Annotated in this window: 16 protein-coding genes; 3 read left to right on the top strand and 13 right to left on the bottom strand. The window is 67.1% G+C overall.

Features of this window, described 5'->3' with window-relative positions:
• Window positions 1–9 precede the first annotated feature (9 nt).
• The 3 genes from ACP5M5_RS01685 to gltX are packed head-to-tail and all read left to right on the top strand — an operon-like array spanning window position 10 to window position 3,400.
• Window positions 10–1,674 carry an NAD+ synthase gene (locus ACP5M5_RS01685; protein WP_427935102.1) on the top strand — a complete coding sequence of 555 codons (1,665 nt, stop codon included), beginning with the start codon at window positions 10–12 and terminating at the stop codon, window positions 1,672–1,674.
• Window positions 1,671–2,051 carry a hypothetical protein gene (locus ACP5M5_RS01680; protein ID WP_427935101.1) on the top strand — a complete coding sequence of 127 codons (381 nt, stop codon included), beginning with the start codon at window positions 1,671–1,673 and terminating at the stop codon, window positions 2,049–2,051. Before ACP5M5_RS01685 ends, ACP5M5_RS01680 begins: the two co-directional genes overlap by 4 nt.
• Window positions 2,048–3,400, top strand: a complete 1,353-nt coding sequence (gltX, locus tag ACP5M5_RS01675; RefSeq protein ID WP_427935100.1) for a glutamate--tRNA ligase — start codon at window positions 2,048–2,050, stop codon at window positions 3,398–3,400. The genes ACP5M5_RS01680 and gltX overlap by 4 nt, the downstream gene beginning before the upstream one ends.
• Window positions 3,401–3,516: 116 nt before the next feature.
• On the opposite strand, the gene trxA is transcribed toward gltX, so the two are convergent.
• From trxA to ACP5M5_RS01610, 13 genes are all read right to left on the bottom strand, one after another.
• Window positions 3,517–3,843, bottom strand: coding sequence for a thioredoxin TrxA (gene trxA / locus ACP5M5_RS01670; RefSeq protein WP_114912178.1), 327 nt, complete (start codon window positions 3,841–3,843; stop codon window positions 3,517–3,519).
• 66 nt (window positions 3,844–3,909) lie between these two features.
• Window positions 3,910–7,377, bottom strand: coding sequence for a double-strand break repair helicase AddA (gene addA / locus ACP5M5_RS01665; protein WP_427935099.1), 3,468 nt, complete (start codon window positions 7,375–7,377; stop codon window positions 3,910–3,912).
• A complete protein-coding gene (gene addB, locus ACP5M5_RS01660) occupies window positions 7,370–10,339 on the bottom strand; it encodes a double-strand break repair protein AddB (RefSeq protein ID WP_427935098.1) in 2,970 nt (989 codons plus the stop codon). Before addB ends, addA begins: the two co-directional genes overlap by 8 nt.
• Window positions 10,336–11,112 (bottom strand): nucleotidyltransferase family protein, encoded by a 777-nt coding sequence (locus ACP5M5_RS01655; protein WP_427935097.1) that lies wholly within the window; start codon window positions 11,110–11,112, stop codon window positions 10,336–10,338. The genes addB and ACP5M5_RS01655 overlap by 4 nt, the downstream gene beginning before the upstream one ends.
• Window positions 11,109–12,095 carry an aminoglycoside phosphotransferase family protein gene (locus tag ACP5M5_RS01650; protein WP_427935096.1) on the bottom strand — a complete coding sequence of 329 codons (987 nt, stop codon included), beginning with the start codon at window positions 12,093–12,095 and terminating at the stop codon, window positions 11,109–11,111. The genes ACP5M5_RS01655 and ACP5M5_RS01650 overlap by 4 nt, the downstream gene beginning before the upstream one ends.
• Entirely contained in the window at window positions 12,095–12,529 is a 435-nt protein-coding gene (tsaE, locus tag ACP5M5_RS01645) for a tRNA (adenosine(37)-N6)-threonylcarbamoyltransferase complex ATPase subunit type 1 TsaE (protein WP_427935095.1), read from the bottom strand. The genes ACP5M5_RS01650 and tsaE overlap by 1 nt, the downstream gene beginning before the upstream one ends.
• A 7-nt stretch (window positions 12,530–12,536) precedes the next feature.
• Entirely contained in the window at window positions 12,537–12,929 is a 393-nt protein-coding gene (locus ACP5M5_RS01640) for a histidine triad nucleotide-binding protein (protein WP_114912184.1), read from the bottom strand.
• 45 nt (window positions 12,930–12,974) lie between these two features.
• Entirely contained in the window at window positions 12,975–13,475 is a 501-nt protein-coding gene (locus tag ACP5M5_RS01635; RefSeq protein ID WP_427935093.1) for a phosphoribosyl-ATP diphosphatase, read from the bottom strand.
• Window positions 13,476–13,486: 11 nt separating this feature from the next.
• Window positions 13,487–14,257 carry an imidazole glycerol phosphate synthase subunit HisF gene (gene hisF, locus ACP5M5_RS01630; protein ID WP_427935092.1) on the bottom strand — a complete coding sequence of 257 codons (771 nt, stop codon included), beginning with the start codon at window positions 14,255–14,257 and terminating at the stop codon, window positions 13,487–13,489.
• 107 nt (window positions 14,258–14,364) lie between these two features.
• Entirely contained in the window at window positions 14,365–14,631 is a 267-nt protein-coding gene (locus tag ACP5M5_RS01625) for a hypothetical protein (protein WP_274965508.1), read from the bottom strand.
• Between the two features lie 75 nt (window positions 14,632–14,706).
• A complete protein-coding gene (locus ACP5M5_RS01620; protein WP_427935091.1) occupies window positions 14,707–15,327 on the bottom strand; it encodes an SCO family protein in 621 nt (206 codons plus the stop codon).
• 24 nt (window positions 15,328–15,351) lie between these two features.
• Window positions 15,352–16,368 (bottom strand): ribonucleotide-diphosphate reductase subunit beta, encoded by a 1,017-nt coding sequence (locus ACP5M5_RS01615; RefSeq protein ID WP_427935089.1) that lies wholly within the window; start codon window positions 16,366–16,368, stop codon window positions 15,352–15,354.
• 148 nt (window positions 16,369–16,516) lie between these two features.
• The gene (locus tag ACP5M5_RS01610; protein ID WP_427935088.1) at window positions 16,517–17,413 is read right to left on the bottom strand and encodes a cytochrome c oxidase assembly protein; all 897 of its coding nucleotides are present in this window, start codon (window positions 17,411–17,413) and stop codon (window positions 16,517–16,519) included.
• Window positions 17,414–17,535: the final 122 nt, after the last annotated feature.

Genomic DNA, 17,535 nt, shown 5'->3' with positions numbered 1-17,535 from the left:
GGCGCTCGCATGCCGGAGACGCTCAAAATCGCGCTCGCCCAACTCAACCCGCGGCTCGGGGCATTGGATGAGATCGCGCAAAAACTCCGCGCCGCCCGCGAAGAAGGCGCGCGCCTCGGCGCCGATCTCGTGGTCGCGCCGGAATTCTCGATCTGCGGCTATCCGCCCGAGGATCTCGTGCGCAAGCCCGCCTTCGTCGCCGCCTGCGCCGAGCGGATCGCAGCGCTGGCCGCCGAGACCGCCGATGGTGGGCCGGCTCTTCTCCTCGGCGGGCCGTGGCGGGAGGGGGAAAAACTCTATAACGCCGCTTTTCTGCTCGGCGAGGGAAAAATCCTCGCCCGCCGCGCCAAGCACGAATTGCCCAATTACGGCGTCTTCGACGAAAAACGTCTGTTCGATGCCGGCCCCGCGCCCGGTCCGATCGCCTTTCGCGGCTTTCGTCTCGGCGTTCTGGTGTGCGAGGATTGGTGGCTGCCCGCCGTTCCCGAGACGTTGGCCGAAAGTGGCGCGGAAATGCTGCTCTCGCTCAACGCCTCACCGTTCGAGGTTGGCAAACAGGATCAGCGCGTCGCGCTCGCGGTTTCGCGCGTTGTCGAAACCGGGCTGCCCTTCGTTTTCTGCGCGCAAGTGGGCGGCCAAGACGAATTGGTGTTCGAGGGCGCTTCCTTCGTGCTCAACGCCGATCGCACCCTGGCCCATCAATTGCCCTGGTTTCGCGAAGCGGTGACGCTCACCACCTGGCGGCGGGGCGAGAACGGCCTGGTGTGCGAGCCCGGCCCGCTCGCGCCCGAGCCCTCGGTACTTGCCCAGACCTATCACGGCATGATGCTGGGGCTTGCCGATTACGTCGGTAAAAACGGCTTTCCCGGTGTCATCCTCGGCCTCTCGGGCGGGATCGACAGCGCGCTTTCGGCCGCCGTCGCCGTCGATGCGCTGGGGGCCGAGCGGGTGCGCGCGGTGATGCTGCCGAGCCCCTATACCAGCCGCGAAAGCCTCGAAGACGCCGCCGAGGTTGCGCGTCTGCTCGGCATTGCCTGCGAGACCATTCCGATCACCCCGGCGATGGCGGCCTTCGAGCAGGCTTTGGCGCCCGCCTTCGCCGGACATGCGGCCGATACCACGGAGGAGAACATCCAGTCCCGCGCCCGCGGGCTGATTTTGATGGCGCTCTCCAACAAATTCGGCCAGATGCTGCTCACCACCGGCAATAAAAGTGAAATGTCAGTGGGTTATGCGACGTTGTACGGCGATATGTGCGGCGGCTATTCGGTGCTCAAGGATGTCTATAAAACCACCGTCTTCGCACTCTCGCGCTGGCGCAACGACCATCGGCCGGAGGGCGCGCGTGGCCCGGCGGGCGTGGTGATGCCAACGCGGGTAATCGAAAAACCGCCCTCGGCCGAACTCAAGCCGAACCAGACCGATCAGGACAGTCTGCCGCCTTATGACTTGCTCGACCGCATTCTCGCTGGCCTCGTCGAGGGGGAAGCCTCCGTCGAGGCGCTGGTCGCGGAGGGGCTGCCGCGCGAGACCGTGCTGCGGGTCTGGAAAATGCTCGATCGCGCCGAATATAAGCGCCGGCAGGCGCCGCCGGGGGTGAAAATCACGCCGCGTGCTTTCGGGCGCGACCGCCGCTATCCAATCACCAACGGCTTCACCGGCCTCGTGCGATGAGTGATTTCGCCGATCTCTTCGCGCCCCCGGGTGGCTGGCGTGTGCGCATTCGCGATCACTCCGGCGGCGCCGAGGATGGTATCGTCGAGGAAATTGGCGGCTTTCCAACGCTGATGCACGCCAACGCCTTCGCCCGCGCCTATGTCCGCGACAGTATCGAGCGCTGCCGTGAGGCGGTGGGTGGGGCCCCGGGCGATATCCTCGCCGCCTGGCGTGCTTTCGGCGAGGATGCCGAAATTATCGCGGCAGGGGAGGGGGGCTGGCGCAGCGAAAGCGAATGCGCCGATTTCGCCGCCGAGCCCGCTTCGGCCGAGACGCGCGACTGGCGCGCGCTCGACCCGCGCCGGGACGAGGGTGACGACGAGGACGAGCCGTGAGCGCCGCCGTTCGCGTCCGCTTCGCCCCGAGCCCGACCGGGCATCTCCATGTCGGCAACGCCCGCATCGCGCTCGCCAATTTCCTCTTTGCGCGCCGCCATGGCGGGCATTTCCTGCTTCGTCTCGACGATACCGACCGCGAGCGCTCGCGCCCCGAATTCGCCGAGGCGATCACGCAGGATCTGCGCTGGCTCGGCCTCGATTGGGACGCGACCTTCCGCCAGTCCGACCGTCTCGATCGCTATCGTGCGGCGGCCGAGCGGCTGCGCGCCTCGGGGCGGCTTTATCCCTGTTTCGAGAGCGAGGAGGAGCTGCGCGCCAAGCGTGAGGCACGGCTCAAGCGCGGCCTTGCGCCGGTCTATGATCGCGCCATGCTGCATCTCACGCCAGCGCAAAGGGAGGCGGCCGAGGCCGGCGGCAAACGGCCCTATTGGCGCTTCCGTTTGTCTGATGGCGCGATCGCCTGGAACGATCTCGTGCTCGGCGCGCGGCAGGTGAAGCTCGGCGCGGTGTCCGATCCCGTCCTCATCCGCGCCGACGAGACGCCGCTTTATACCTTCACCTCGGTGGTGGACGATCTCGCCGAAGGCATCACCCATATCATCCGCGGCGAGGACCACATCACCAATACCGGCGTGCAGATCGACCTGCTCGGCGCCCTTGGCGGCGACCCGACGGCGCTCGGTTTCGCCCATCTGCCGCTGCTCACCGATAGCGACGGCGGCAAGCTCTCAAAACGTCTCCAAAGCCTTTCGCTCCGGACGCTGCGCCGCGACGGGATCGAGCCGATGGCGCTCGCCGCCTATCTCGCGCGGCTCGGCAGTTCCGCCGATCCCGAGCCCTTGCCGCTTGCGACGCTGGCCGCGCATTTCGATCTCGGCGCTTTTTCCGCCTCCGCCGCGCGGTTCGATCTCCGTCAGTTGCTGGCGCTCAATCGCCGTGTATTGCATGGCCTGGCGTTCGCGGATGTCGCGTCGCGCCTGCCTGCGGGGGCAACGGCGCCGTTCTGGCAAGCGGTGCGCGGCAATCTCGATTTTCTGCGCGAGGCGGAGGATTGGTGGGCGGTGGTCGGTGGCGAGATCGAAACGCCGGCGCTGCCCGAAGACGCGGCGTTTCTCGCGCTCGCTGCCGATCAATTGCCGCCTGAGCCCTGGGATGAGACGATTTGGCGGCGCTGGACGGACGCGCTCAAGGATGCGAGCGGGCGGCGCGGACGGGCGCTCTTTCACCCGCTTCGTCTCGCCCTCACCGGCGCCGAGGAAGGCCCGGAACTCGCGGCTCTGCTGCCACTGATCGGTCGCGCCCGCGCGCTTGCCCGCTTGCGTGCGGCGGCGCGAGTTGGCCCTTAAGTAGGAGAGAAGTGGTTCTTTTTAAAAAAAAGAACCAAAAAAACCCCTCCCATTGGGCAGCGCCGCAGGCACTGCCCTTACGCGGAAGTCGCCGTTCCGAGAAAACGGGAAAAAAACTAAATCGCGCTGTCGATCCAGGCCTTGAGCCGTGATTTGGGCAGCGCGCCAACCTGGGTTGCCGCCGGCTTGCCGTCCTTGAACAGAATCATCGTCGGGATGCCGCGCACCGAATATTGGTTCGGCGTCATCGGGTTTTCATCGACATTGACTTTAGCGACGGTCAGCCGCCCGGCATATTCCTGCCCAATCTCCTCGAGCGCCGGCGCGACCATCCGGCACGGGCCGCACCATTCGGCCCAGAAATCGACCAGAACCGGTCCCGGCGCCTTGAGCACCTCGGCGGCGAAATTGGCATCGGTGACGGCTTTAGTATGTGCACTCATCGTGAGACTCCTAACGGTTTCCTTTATCAGAATGGGGCGCGGCCGCCAGCCAATCAAGCGGCCGCCTCAGGCTGGAGCATGGGACGCGAGAAGATCCCCGGGTAAGACATCGACCCGCAAGGCAGCGGTCCAGACCAGGGCGCAAACCACCTCCCGTCCGGGATAGATCGTTGCCAGAATCGCGCGATAGGCGGCCATCTGACGAAGATAGAGGCGCGGCGTTGCTGCCGTATCTGCTGGCACCGCGCGGTTGGTCTTATAGTCGGCGATGAGTACATGATCGGGGAGTACGGCCAGCCGATCGATGAGGCCGCCGACCACGCGCCCGCCGGCTGGGGTTGCAAGCCAGCCGGTGATCGGCACTTCGGCGCGGCCAGCGGGGCCGAAAAGTGGGGCAAGGCGCGGGTGTTCGAGCACCGCCAGGGTTTCTTTGGCGAGACGGCGCGCGGTTTCGGGATCAAGGCCGTGGCCGGGGTGGCAGAGAAAATCCCGCGCCGCCGCTTCTCGGCGCCCCGGCGGCAGATCGGGAAGGTGCTGAAGCAGCCTATGGATCAACCGGCCGCGCACGAGGCCGGCCTCCCGGCCGCGGCCTGCCGCCCGCTCGGCGAAGATGGTGAGCGGCGAGGCTGCGGCGGGAAGCGGCCCGTCCTCTACCCCCTCCGGCCGGCTCGGCGCCAGCGGCTCTGGCTGGGCGGGCTCGGGCGGCGGCGGCGCTGGCCGCCAGTCCGGGGCGCGGCCAACGAAGCCGGGCAGCGGCGAGGATGGCGCGGCCATGGCCGGCCCCGGGGCTGCGGCCGGCGCGGTCTGTCGGGTCTCGATGACCTGAATGCGTTGCTCATCCGGGCCGCCGAGTTCGGGGCAGGGAGCTTCCACGGCGCCGGGCAGCCGCGCCATCCCCAGCGCGATCTGCCGGTACCAGCTTGCGTCAGACACCGGCCTTTTTCCCTGCCAGCCGCAAACCACCAGCCAATCCTCGGCGCGCGTCAGCGCAACGTAAAGCAAGCGGTTATCTTCTTCTTTTTGAAATTGTTTCTCACGTTGCACGGCATCCGAGAACAGGGCCGCCCGCATGTCTTTGCGCGGGCTCCAGAGCGGCACGTCGCTTGCGCCGAGCGGGTCTGGCCGCCAGAACAAGGGAGATTTTTCCACCGGTGGCAAGCGCGTGGTGTCGGGGAGGATGACGAGCGGTGCCTGCAAGCCCTTGGCGCCGTGGACGGTCATGATCCGTACCGCGTCCCCAGCCGCCTCGGGCGCCCGCTTGACCTCGGCGCCGGCGCCGCGCAGCCAGTGGACGAAGCCCTGCAGTGAGGGCGGATGGGTCGCCGCATAGCTGCGGGCGGCAGCAAGGCATTCATCGACCGGCTCCGCCGCTTCCGGACCGAGCCGGGCATAGAGCCGCGCGCGCCCGCCGAGCCGCCCGAGCGCCTCGACGAGCAGGGCATAGGGCGTCGTGAAATCGACGCGGGCGCGCAAAGCCTTAATAAAATCCGCCGCCGCCCGCCATTCCGGCCGCTCCTCAGCACGCGCGAGCAAGGTCGGCCACAGCCCGTCGCGCCGCCCGAGCGCGAGCGCCATCAAACTCTCATCGCTCAATCCGCCGAGCGGGCTCACCAGTAGCGCCGCGAGCGACAGCTCGTCTTCGGGCAACAGCAAGACGTCGCAGAGGGTCAAGAGATCAGCCACTGCCGGCTGATCGGTGAGCGAAAGACGGTCGAGCCCGGCGATTTTGACCCCGTGCGCTTTCAGTGCCCGCACCAAAGCCGCCGAAAACCCGTCGCGGCGGCGCACCAGCACCAGAATATCGCCAGCGCGCAGCGGCCGGGCGCGGGAGGGGAGTGGGGTTGCTTTCGCGAGCCGGACAGCGATCCAGGTGGCGAGTGCCACCGCCAGCCGTTCCGGCGCCGGTCTCGCCTCGGCCTCGTCGCCCTCTTCCGCGGGAGAGCCGAGCAGCGGCCAGAGCTCGACCCGCCCGGCGGCGCCGGCGCGCGCGGCGAAATGCCGGAGCGTCGCCCCCGCCGCGACCACGCCGCACCGCGCCTCGCCCTCGGCGAACACGGCATCGACCAGTTGCAAGATCGGCGCCGTCGAGCGGAACGAAACATCGAGCGGCACCTCGCGCCAGGTTCCCCCGGCACGCCGTACCGCCGCCCGCCAGGAGTCGCGAGCGGGGCCGAGGGCGCCCGGATCAGCGCCTTGGAAGGAATAGATCGACTGTTTGGCATCGCCGACCGCGAACACCGTTCGCTGCTCTTCGCGCGCGCCCTCGCCGGCGAAGAATTCGCCGCTCAAGGCCTGCGCGATCCGCCATTGCGCCGGCGCGGTATCCTGCGCCTCGTCGATCAGCAGGTGATCGAGCCCGCCATCGAGCTTGTAAAGCACCCAGCCGACCCGCTCGGCGGCGAGCAGATCGGCGGTGCGGTCGATGAGATCGGCGTAATCGAGAAAGCCCGCGTCCTCCTTGAAGGCGGCATAATGCGCGGCGACCGGGCCGGCGAGGCGGACAAGGGCAGCGGTCGCCGCCACCTGCGCCAGCGCCGCGCGTTGATCCTCGATTGCCAGCACATGCGCCTGCGCGGCATCGACGGCGTCGGCAAGGCTGGGTTCGGCATTACGCAGCTTGTCGTTGACGAGGCGGCTCGGCGCCGTTTGCGAGCCATTGGCATTACAAAAAAAACTGCGCCAGAGCGACCATTGCGCGGCCTGTTCGGGGGGAGAAAGTGAAAGCCATTCGAGCATTTTCGCCGCCCGTTCCCGGACAGAAGGCGAGCCACGCGCGGCAATGCCTTGTAAACTCTGGCGTAGTCGCTTCTCGTCGGGCAAACGGACGGCGCCGGCGAGGAGTTCCGCCTCGTCGCGGACGGTGAGGCCGAAAACCCGGCGCAGCGCTGCCTCCTGCCCCGCCGGGCCGAGGCGGTGAAAGGCCGCGAGACGCCCGGCATCGGCGCTGACGCGCGCGATCAGGTCGGAAAACCCGTTTTCGTCGATGAAGGCGGCGAGATGATCGAGCGCCGCCTCATCCGCCGCCCGCCCGGCGATCTCGGCGAGCGCCGCCTCGCGCGAGGCCGCCATCGCCGCCGCTGCGTCGCCATCCTCGATCAGGCGGAAATGCGGTGAAAGCCCGGCTTCGAGCGGAAAGCGCCGCAAAACCGATTGGCAGAAGGCATGGATGGTCGCGATCCGCATCCCGCCAGGGAGTTCGAGGACCCGCGCAAAAAGCCGCCGCGCTGCGACCCGCGTCTTCGGGGTCGCGGCGACGCCAAGCCCGGCCAGCGCGCCATCGAGTGCTGCGTCATCGAGACGAACCCAGGCCGCGAGCACGGCATTGAGCCGCATCGCCATTTCGGCGGCAGCGGCGCGAGTATAGGTGAGGCAGAGGATTTTGCCGGGATCGGTGCCGGCCAGCATCAGGCGCAAAATGCGATCGGTCAGAAGCTTGGTCTTGCCCGCGCCGGCAGAGGCATCGACGAACGCCGAGGCCATGGGGTCGGAGGCCAGGCGCTGATTGGCGTCAGCGCGAGCCGCCGGGTCAGCCATCGTCATCGCTAGCCTCGACGGAGGCCACCTGCCATTCGCTTTGCCGCGCCAGCGCCGCATAATCCGAGCGCCAGGACGCCCGGCCCGGCGGCGAGGGGGTGGCCTGATACGGCGTCGCTTCGTCGGCGAAAGCCTCGAGAACGGTTAGCAGTCGCGTCTTGGTCGCGGCGATGATCTGCCTGAGCGTCGCGTGATCGCCCGCGAACAAAACATGTTCCGCTCCCGGCGTTACGCCACCGGTCAGGTGGAGATAGAGGAGGGAGACCGCCGGGGCGCAGAATTCGTCGCCGAACGCGCCGACTTCTGCCATCGCCGCCTCCAAGGGAAGCTGGGGCGCCGTGCCTTCCGCGACCTCGCTCTCGCGAGGGACGGTGCCGGTTTTGAAATCGATCAGGACGATGCCGCCATCTTCGTGCCGCTCGATCCGGTCGGCGCGGCCGGCAAGGGTGAAGCCGCCGGCGACCGGCAGCAGCCATTCGCCGGCGCGCTCGGCGGCGCGATGCTTTGCGTGGCCGCGCGCCGCTTCCCACCCCGCGATCCAATCGGCGATGCGCCGAAGCCGCGGGCGCCACCACGCGGCGAGGGCAGGACGGATCGCCGTCTGGAGGAGCGCCGTCTCGAACTCGTTATCGAGCGCTGCGGCCATCGCCGCGGCGTTGGGAAGGGCTGGAAGCCGGTCACAAAAGCGGCGCAAGGCGCGATGCACGATGACACCGAAATCCGCCCGCCCGATCGGCGGATCGAGCGGGGCGAGCGGGGTCAGGCGGAGAATATGCCGCGCATAGATGGCGTATGGGTCGGCGAACAGGGTCTCGATCTCGGTCACAGTCAGGCGGCGCGGGCGGAGATTGGCCGGCGGCCGTGGCGCCGGCGGCGGGACTGGGCGCGGCTTACCCTCCGGCTGGTCGATCGCTGCCACCCACTCCGCCGCCGGGTGGCGTGGGAGCGGGGTTTCGAGCATGGCATCGAGCCGGGTGAGCCAGCGCGCCGGCACCACCGGGGCGCGTTCGCGCCGGCGCGGGCAGGAGAGCACTACCTCTGGCGCGGCGCAGGCCGCCATCACGAAATCATGCGCGCTCTGGCCGATCGCCGCTTCCGGGCTCGGCAGGCCGATCGCGGCGCGCATCGGTCGGCTGAGCCAGGGGCCAGGATCGACGCCCGGCGGCCACACCCCCTCGGCGAGCCCGCCGAGCACGATCAGCTCGGCGCTTTGCAATCGCGCTTCGAGAAGCCCCCAGATGAAGATGCGCGGATGTTCGGCGCCGTCGCGCCCACGCAAGGCCCGGCGCGAGCGCACCACCGCGCCGGCGAGCAAAGCATCGAGCAGACCAGGGAGAGAAGCGACCGCAAGTGGTGGCAAAACCGTGAGCGCCGCCAGCGCCTCCGAAAGCAGTTCGGCGAGCGCGACCCCTTCCTCGTAGGCCCACAGCCGTGCCGCACCGCTTTCGCCCTCGGTCGCGGCGAGCGCCTCGCCGGCCTCGATCACGGCGGCGAGCAGAGTCTCGGCCGGCACCGATGCGACCGCACTCCCGAGCCGCAGCAAGGGCGCGAGCGCGACCTCGATCCGCGTCACGAAATCCTCCAGCGCCTCGCGCTCCGCCACCTCGGCGAGGACGCGGCGCAGCCCGACAATCCCGCCCGGCGGCCGTGGCCCGCGCAATACCGCGCGCTCGAGCCGGCGGGCGAGATCACGTGCTGCCTCAGGGGTGAGGCCGGCGGCGGTGTAAGGATGCTTGAGGAGCGCAAGCAACGGCACCGGCGCGAGATCTTCCACCCAAGCGGCGGCGAGCAGGCGGAGAAACACCGCAGGCGGGGTTTCCCTCAGCGCTTCGCCGGCGCTGTCATCGGCGACGACGCCATAGCGCGCGAGTTCGGCCGTGACCCGAACGGCGAGATCGCGATCCGGCGTCACCAGCGCCGCCCGCGCCCCTGGCCGTTCCAGGGCGCCACGCAGGATGAGCGCGATCGCCTGCGCCTCCTGATGCTCGTCGGCGGCTTCGAGGCGGGTTGCACCGGGAAGCGCGGCAACACGTCCCTTACGCCAGCGATCGAGCCCAGCGGCGGGAAGCAAGGCGCGCGCCAGGATCGCCGCCCGCCCCGGCGCACGGGCTGCGAGTCCCGCAGGGAGCATCTCATCCCAGGGACGGACATCGCCCGGGCTCGCGCCGATGGCGGCGAGCAGGCGGTGCATCGCCGCCGCCGGGTGGGTTTCGGGCGGGAACGCTGCGCCCTCCTCGGCCGGGACATCGGCGTCGAAACCCGGCAGCACGACGCGGCCACGCGGCAGGCGCGCGACAACCCCGAGCAGCCGCGCCACCGCCGGGATTCCGCCGGTGCTGCCCGCCGCCCAGACCCGGGTTTTGGGTGGCGCGCGGCGCCAGGCTTCGGCTTGCGCCGCGATCAGCGCGACCTCGCGCGCCGCCGGGTTCATCGCCGTATTCTCCGCCAGCCATTGCGGCCAGGCGCGGGTGACGATGGCGAGAAAGGTCAGCGTCTGTTGCCAATGGCGTGCGAACTGCCTCTGCGCCGCGCCCGGCAGGGCGCTCGCGAGATCGATGCCCTCGCGTTCGGCTTCGTCCATCAAGGCGGCGAGTTCGACCGCGAGTGGCCAAGCCCGCTCGGCGCTGCGCGGCGCCCCGGAGGCGCCATCGAGCGCGAGAATGAGCCGCGTGAGATGCGCCAGCCGCAGCATCGGCGGCACCGAAGGCGGAAGATCGAGCGCGCCGGCGAGCGCGAGCGGCGTTTCATCGAGCGCGCCGAACGCGATGATTCGCGGCAAAAGCAGCGGCTGGCCGCCGCTCTGGCGCAAAAATGCCTCCGCCAGGGCACGCGCGGCGCGGCGCGTCGGGAGCAGGATCAGCCCTTCGGCGACCGCGGCCGGTGTGCCGCCGGCGTCAGCGAGCCAAGCGGCGGCGATCGCGTCGAGAAACGGGATATCGGCGGGGAGGGTGAAAAGATTCATCGCGTCGCACCGATCGCCGGGCGGCGGAGGGCGATTTCAGCAGCGGCGAGGTCGTCTGGGGTCGAAAGATGAAACCAGAGCCCGTCATGAACCAAGGCGCGGGCGCGGCCAACCGCGATGGCTCGGTCCCAGAGCCGGTTCATCGAGAACGCTGCCGGCAGATCGTCGCACTCGGCAAACAGTCGCGGCGAAACCAACTGCACGCCGGCGAAAACATAAGGGGCGATTTCGCGCGGGCCGCGCCGGCGCGGCACGCCCCAGGGATCGATCAAAAAATCCCCCGCTCCGACGTCCGCCATGACCTGGCAGGCGCGATGGCATAAAAGCAGCACGTCGATCGCTTGCTCCGCCCAGGCCGCTGCGAGACGGGAAAGCGCCGGGCGCGGCCCGTCAAGCCAGAAGGCATCGCCATTGATGACGAAAAACGGCGCCCCCGCCGCGACATTTTCCCCAAGCAAGCCCTCCGCCAGCGCCGCGCGGACGCCGCCACCGGTATCGAGCAACGCGGGTTCCTCGCGGAAAACCGTCTCCGGGCCGCCTTGGCGCGCGGCGAGATGGGCGCGCACGCGTTCGGCCTGCCAATGGCCGTTGACGACGACCCGCGTGACCCCGGCTGCCGCCAGCCGATCGAGGGCGTGATCAAGCAGCGCCCGCCCGGCGAGCGGGAGCAGCGGCTTGGCCGTCTCCGCCGTCAGAGGCCGCATCCGCAGGCCCAGCCCGGCGGCGAGCAGCATGGCGGATGTCGGGGGGGAAGCGGGCAGGGAAGGGGTCATGCCGCCGCCAGAGGTGGGTTGCCGCGCTTCTCAGGCGGGATGTGGCGGCCAAAAAACGCCGCGAGCGGCGCCGCCTCGGGCCGCGCGAGCGCCGCCGCAAGACGCACCCAGGTGCGCGGGCCATGCACGAGATAGCCGGGTTTGGCGTCGCGCCGCGCAAGACGCACCCAGAGCCCCGCGACGCGGACATGGCGGAGCGCCGCGAGCGTGACCAAGGCCGCGCGAAACGGCACCGGCTCGAGGTCAGGGCTGGCGGCGAGCAACCGCGCCGTCTCCCGCTCGGCCAGCCCTGCGGGCAGATCGCGTCGCGCGTCTTCGATCAAGGAGACGAGGTCATAGGCGGGATGGCCGCGCGCTGCATCCTGAAAATCGATGATGCCGACGCGCCGGACACCCTCGCGCGCGGCGAGCCAAAAGAGGTTGCCGGCAAAATAATCGCGATGGACCAGCCGCTTTGGCCCAGCCGCGAGTGGGGCGAGGAGGTCTGCGAGCGCCATCATGAACTCGGCCCGGATCGCGCCAGCGGGGAGGGTTCCGAATGCTGCCGGCCACCACCAATCGAGAAACGTCGCGGCTGCCGCCGTCGCCATTGCCGCCGCATCCCACGCCGGAAGATCGGCGGGAGGCGCAATCGCCTGCAGCCGCACCAAGGCATCTGTCGCGGCGTCGTAATAGGCAATCGTGTTTTCGGCATCGAGCGTCGCGGCGTAGAGATGATCGCCGAAATCCTCGACCAGCGCGAGGCCAGAACCCGGATCGGCGGCGATGATCGCGGGCACACTCAGCCCGGCGCCGGCGAGGAGTTCCCCGACGCGAAGAAACCGGCCAAGATCCTCGTGCTCCGGCGGCGCCACCAGCAACAACGCCGGACGTGGCCCACCATGGAGGCGAAAATAGCGGCGCACCCCGGCATCACCAGGAAGCGCCTCGATCCTCGCCCTCTCGAAATGATGGGTGGCAAGAAATGCGGTGACGTCGAGCATCAGAGAAACGGGGCTCCGGGTGGGGCGACGATCTCGGCGATGCGACTTTCCGGCCCGTTCACCGTGAGGGTCACGGTGAGCGCCAAAGCCGGCGCCAGCGGGCCGAGCCGGTCGGGCCATTCGATGATCAGCATGTCGGCGCGCCACGCCTCGAGACCTAGCTCGGCGAGCCCGCTCGGCCCCTCGATCCGCCAGAGATCGAAATGGTGAACCGGGCCGCGGGCGGTGTCATAGCTTTGCACCAAGGTGTAGCTTGGGCTTGGCACATCGAGCGAGGGATCGGCGCTCAGGCTGCGCAGAGCCGCGCGGGCAAGCGCTGTCTTGCCGGCGCCGAGCGGTCCGGCAAGGAGAAGGGCGCGGCTGGGCGCGAGCCAGGCGGCGAGTTCGGCGCCGAGCGCCTCGGTCGCGGCGAGGGTTTCGAGCGGGCGCAACAAACCGGTTCTATTCCCCGGCAGCCGGCGCCACCAGCATCCGCCCGAGCGGCTTTCCGGCGAAGAGATGGACATGAAAATGCGGCACTTCCTGGCCGCTCGCGACACCCATATTGGCGAGCAGGCGATATCCCTCCGCCTCCAACCCCAATTGCCGGGTGACGGCGCCGACGGCGCGGAAAAACCCGGCGATCATCGCCGCGTCGGCATTGGCGGAAAAATCCGCGAAGGAGACGAAACGGCCCTTCGGAATCACCAGCACATGCACGGGCGCCTGCGGCGCGATGTCGTGAAACGCGAGGGCGAAGGCGTCTTCGTAAACCTTCTGGCAGGGGACTTCGCCACGCAGGATGCGCGCGAAGATGTTGCCATCATCATAGGGGCCAAGACCGCTCACCGGCATCGTCTTTCTCCACCTGGCGTGTGTTGCGCACCTGGTGCGTGGTGCTCAGGGGATTTTCGTCGTCTGCACGCCGAAGGCAAGCGGCAGACTCCGCCCCTCGCTGCCGCGCGACGCTTTTTCGGCGATGCCGCTGATCCCCTCGCGGCGCTGCAATTCTGCCCAGACCTGCTCCGAATGCACCCCGCTCGCGACCCAGAGCACGAGGAGATGATAGAGGACGTCGGCGCTTTCGGCGATCAGCGCGGCGCGCTCGCCGCCCACCGCCTCGATCAGGCACTCGATTGCTTCCTCACCGAATTTCTGTGCGACCTTGGCAACCCCGCGCGACAGCAAACGCGCGGAATGGCTGGTCCCCGGATCGGCGTCGCGGCGGCTCTGAATGACGCCATAGAGACGATCGAGCACGGTCGCGCTCAAACCAAGGGCGAGCGGCGGCGGCGGCATCAACGCCGGCGCGGCGGACGCGCGGCGGCGTTTGTCGGCGGGCGACTTGATTTTCGAGCTCTTCGTCGATTTCGCGGATTTCTTCTTGACCGGCTTGGCCATATTGCAAACTCTCAGGGCATCACGCGGGGGTTGCGCACCGGAAAACCGGCGGCAGCAAGGGCGTCCTTGACCTCCTGGACGCGGAACGTGCCAAAATGAAAAACACTCGCGGCCAGCAAGCCAGTCGCCCCGGCGGCGGCCCCGGCGACGAAATGGCTGAGTTCGCCCACCCCGCCCGAGGCCACCACCGGCACCCTGACGGCGGCGCAAACCCGGCGCAGCAGGGGGATATCGAAGCCTTTTCCGGTGCCGTCGCGATCCATGCTGGTCAATAGAATCTCACCGGCGCCGAGGGATGCCATGCGCGCGCACCAGCCGATCGCGTCAATCCCAGTCGCGCGGCGCCCGCCATGGGTGAACACCTCCCAGCGCTCGGGGGCGGTCTCTTTCGCGTCCACCGCGACGACGACGCATTGGCTGCCAAATTTCCGCGCCGCCTCCGCGACCAGCTCCGGCCGCTGGACGGCGGCGGAATTGATGCTGCATTTATCGGCGCCCGCGAGCAGGAGCCGGCGCATATCCTCGACGCTCCGCACCCCGCCGCCGACGGTGAGCGGCAGGAACACCCGCGCGGCGGTGCGAGCGACGACGTCGAGCAAAATGTCGCGATTCTCGTGGCTCGCGGTGATGTCGAGGAAAGTCAGCTCATCGGCGCCGGCGGCGTCATAGATCGCCGCCTGCTCCACCGGATCGCCGGCATCGCGGAGCGAGACGAAATTGACGCCCTTCACCACGCGCCCATCCTTGACGTCGAGGCAAGGGATCACCCGCAGGGTCAGCACGACCGAATCGCCCCACTCTGTTGCACTGGTATTGTTCTCAGGCTTTCCACCCGAGCGGGCAAGTGGCACCAGACGACAAAGCAGGGAGTGGGGCGCGCGCCGATGGCTTATTCCGGCCGGTGTTCGGGATGGCGGAGCATCCATAACCGCTCATGCGCCGCAACCAGGCTCTCGATGGTGCGGCGGCGATTGCCCTCTGCCGGCGATGGGCGGCGTGTCAGCATCAGCTCGAGCACGTGAAGAAGCTTCTCGGCAATCTCGTAGTCGCCCTGATCGCAGGCATGGTGGAAAGCGATCAGGATTTTGTCCGACAACCGGCGGCTGTAGCGTGGCGGGCCGATTTCAGATTTGCTGTCATTTTCACTTTCGCTCACGACGTGCCCGCCACCTTCGCTAAGTTTGCCAAAACCCCGACTCATCGCTCGGCGGCGATAAGACCATGTCTGGAGTCACTTGTCTTGTCCCAATTTTTGTCCGATCGCCGCAGCGAGTTCCTTCGCGGCGGTCTGCGGCCCGAACAAAGCGGCAAGGCGGCCTTCGGGATCCATGAGATAGATGAACGAAGAATGGTCCATGGTATAAGCGGTTCCGTCCTTGGGCGTTTCCTTGGCGTAATAGACCCGATAGGCTTTTGCGACCTCGGCGATTTGCGCGTCAGTGCCGGTGAGACCGATGATCCGGCTGTCGAACTGATGGACATAGCGTGCCATCACGGAAGGGGTATCGCGCGCCGGATCGACGGTGATGAAAAGCGGTGTGATCTGAGCGCCGGTCTTGCCTAACTTATCAAGGGCGTCGGCAATGGTTTGCAAGGTCGTCGGGCAGACATCGGGGCAAAAAGTATAGCCGAAATAAACCAGCAGCCAGTGCCCACGATAGGTTTCATTGGTGACCGGGCGGTTTTGATCGTCGATGAGGCTGAAGGCGCCGCCGATCTTGGTGCCGGCAGGCAGTGCGATCGCAGCACCCGACCCGCCACCGGGCTCGGGGCGGGTGAGCCAAAGCACCGCGCTGGCGAGCACGAGCACAACCAACACCCCAGAGAGAATAAGGCGTAACGGCGCTTTCATGATCGCGCCAACCCCCAAGCCGCCTCACGCCAGCGGGGAGATCTGTTCGGCAAACGCTTCCTCCCAGCTTCCGGTGGTCGCGGCGCGGCTATATTCGGTCGCGCGATTTTCGAAGAAATTGGCGTGTTCGACCGCATTCAGCATCTCATCGAGCCAGGGGAGGGGGTTTTTTGCCTCGGTATAGAGGGGATCGAGGCCAAGCTGCGTCAGCCGGCGATCGGCAATATAGCGGATATAGCGCTTGACCGTCGGCGCATCGAGCCCCTCGACCGCGCCTTGCTCGAACGCAAGATCGATAAACGCGTCCTCATGCGCGACGATGGTGGCGCAAACCGTGTTCAAATCGGCCTTCAACGCGCTGTTCCAGACTTCGGGATTTTCGGCGACGAAATCACGGAACAGGCGGATGATGGACAAGCAATGCAGCGTCTCGTCTCGCACAGACCACGAAATGATCTGACCCATGCCCTTCATTTTGCCAAAACGTGGGAAATTGAGCAAAATGGCAAAGGAAGCAAAAAGCTGTAACCCTTCCGTAAAAGCACCGAAAGCCGCCATCGTGCGCGCGATCTGATATTTATTATCGACTCTAAATCCCTGCATGTAATCGTATTTGTCTTTCATTTCCTTATATTTCAAAAAAGCCTGATATTCGATCTCGGGCATGCCGATGGTATCGAGGAGATGGCTATAGGCGGCGATATGGATGGTCTCGGTGTTCGAGAATGCCGCCAGCATCATCAGGACTTCCGTCGGCTTGAACACCCGGGCGTAGTGTTTCATGTAGCAATTATTCACCTCGACATCCGCTTGCGTGAAAAAGCGGAAAATCTGCGTCAGCAGATGGCGCTCGCCGGCGCTGAGATTGCGGTGCCAGTCCTTCACGTCATCGGCGAGCGGCACTTCCTCGGGCAGCCAGTGGATGCGCTGCTGGGTGAGCCAGGCGTCATAGGCCCATGGGTAGCGGAACGGCTTATAGACCGGATTTTCGGTCAGGAGATCGAAGCGGATCGGGGTCTCGGCGGTGTGGTGATCGGTCATGCGCGGTCCTTTCGATCCAAGCTTGCTCGGCAAATCCATCCTCCAGCCGGACCTGCTTGGTCAAGCGTGTCATGAATATATTTTCCATAATATAAATTATACGATTTTATGAGGCGCGGAATGGCGGAAAATGGGCGCCTTCCGGCGCTTACCCTGGCGGTGGCTTTGCAGCACTTCCCTCACTTTGGCGGGCCGTGCCCAGGGTCTTGAGATAGGCGATGATGTCACGCCGCGCCGATTCGTCGGGAACGCTCATCGGCATCAAGGCGCCGGGAACCAGCGTTTGCGGCCCGGCGAGCCAGCGGTCGAGGGTCGTCTCTGACCACACCAAGCCCGATTGCGCGAGCGCCAGCGAATACGGATAGCCCGACGCCGCCCCCGCCGTTCGGCCGACGATGCCCGCGAGCGGCGGGCCGGCGCGGGCAATGTCGATTCCGTGGCAGCCAGCGCATTGGCTCTCAAACAAGGTCTTGCCGTTTTGCGCGCTGGCGACAGGGCCGAACCGCGCCAGATCATCGGCACCCTCGGGCCGGGCGGAGCGGAAAAACGTGTAAGAGAGAGTAATTTCATCGACATCCACCGTGCCGCGATCAGCGGCGAGGCGAGGATCGACGAAAAATGTCACCGGCATGTCGACTTTCTTATGCGCTTCAAGGCGTTCCTCGGTGAAGCAAAAACATTGGATTTTCTTGAAATAGACCCCGACCTTGTCGGGCGTCACGTTGAACGTCGCGTGCCCCACGATGTCGCTCGCGGAGAGATTTTCCGCCTCGAAATAGACCAGAGCCTGCTCGCCGAGATGAACCTTGATCGAATGCTGCAGCGGAACGAAGCGCCAGGGAAGCCCGGGCGCGACATTGGTGTCGAAATAGACCGTGACGGTGCGCGCGAGCGTCGGCCCGGTATCGGCGCTGGCGCGCTGGGTGGTGCCGCCGGCCCCGGTCACCTGGCAGAACAAGCGATAGATCGTCACCGAATAGGAAACGAGCCCGGTCATCACGCCGATGACCGCAAGAAGAAAAACTATGGTCAGCGTGCGTTTCATGCGACCCTATTCCATCCTCCAGCCGGCACTCCTGCCGCACGGCAAGATGTGGGCCCGGAGACCGGCGACTGTCCAGGGCCGGGGGCAAAGAATTGATCATTTGCGCAGGCGTGCGATGATGG

Source organism: Acidibrevibacterium sp. (genome assembly GCF_049965395.1).
Lineage (GTDB): Bacteria > Pseudomonadota > Alphaproteobacteria > Acetobacterales > Acetobacteraceae > Acidibrevibacterium > Acidibrevibacterium fodinaquatile.
This window is presented reverse-complemented; position numbering and strand designations above follow the sequence as displayed.